General features: G+C 38.1%; 2 protein-coding genes. Both read right to left on the bottom strand.

Going from position 1 to position 1,262, the window contains the following annotated elements:
• Positions 1-240: 240 nt before the first annotated feature.
• Positions 241-747: a contact-dependent growth inhibition system immunity protein gene (locus BO26_RS13055; protein WP_036772004.1), complete on the bottom strand. Its 507-nt coding sequence runs from the start codon at positions 745-747 to the stop codon at positions 241-243.
• Positions 747-1,262: endonuclease toxin domain-containing protein (locus BO26_RS13050; protein ID WP_477707033.1), on the bottom strand; the 516-nt coding region annotated here is incomplete at its 5' end. The genes BO26_RS13050 and BO26_RS13055, both read right to left, overlap by 1 nt.

The raw sequence follows: 1,262 nt of genomic DNA, 5'->3' as shown, positions 1-1,262 counted from the left end.
GAATAAGTTGTTACTGAGTAAAAATCACCATTAAATACGCATCTGGCATTTTTACATCGTTCAAAAATTTCACTCATTATTTCACCACCGTAATTTTAGCGGTCAGGCTCATTTAATAACTATTTGAATCTTTTTGAGATAATCAGCGGACACATAATAGTGATTACGTGTCCACCTTAATTAACTCTCTAAATCAAAGATCATGAATAATCAATGCAAAAACAAACTGTTTCTTTATCGTCAAACATAACTTCTACAACGCGAAAAAGCCAGTCGTAATGCTGCACCCACTTCCTCAGGGGAACTATCCGCAGAAATTACGACATGATCAGATTCAGAAATACCATCTTCAGACCAACCTTCCAATTTTTCATGGCGGGATGGCCGGATCGTTATTTGACCATCAAGCATACAGATACCACAGCTTAACATTTTCTTAAATAACTGCCGTTTTGAACGGTAATCATAAGATCCCATCATTTCGGTGATCCAATTATTATACTGTTCAGCATTTGCATCATGATCAAAATAATCCCCATACTTATCCAATGGGATTAGTCTGCTTTTTGATAAAGCATCAAGCACAGCCTTTCCCAACTCTTGATCAGATACAATTGGCTGTAATAAATAGTTACTTCCTGAGGGATCTGCTCCCAATAAGCCATTGCCTGAATAGGTTTGTATTGAATAGAAATCACCATTAAATTTAACTCTTGCATTTAACCCTTGCTTGAAATTTTCGCTCATTATTTCACCGCCGTAATTTTGACATTAATACTTTTTTCTGCACCATAGACTATTGCCCGGTTAATCTGCTCCCACTGATCTACTGTTGTTGTCTTCGGTACAGCAATACGAATTTCTCGTTGTGAAATTATCGAAGATGTTACCTCTTTACCATCTTTAATGTACCCTTGGAAATCTGCCGCTGAATCAATATTCCCTTTCATTGACGTATATATCTGCTTGGGATCTTTTATCCTTGCTGGTGTACGTGTATCTACAGTTTTAACACTAATAGCTGTACGTGTAGCAGGATCATAAAAATCAAAAGTTTTGAAATTCTCTGGTAACCGAGAACCTTTAGGCATCTGCGTAGCAACAAAGTCCTCAAAAGGATACCCCTGCTTATAGTTCCCTTCTCCCCACGCCATTTGGGTTTGACTACCATCTTTTTCTACCCGATACACATGGCGAATGTCTACTGCTGGGTGTGGATCTTTTGAGATGACTTTCGATAACTTAGCTGCGCCAGATGTAGA

The sequence above is a fragment of the Photorhabdus australis DSM 17609 genome, assembly GCF_000711895.1.
GTDB lineage: Bacteria > Pseudomonadota > Gammaproteobacteria > Enterobacterales > Enterobacteriaceae > Photorhabdus > Photorhabdus australis.
Note: the sequence above shows the minus strand (reverse complement) of the source record. Positions and strands in the feature narration are given on the sequence as shown.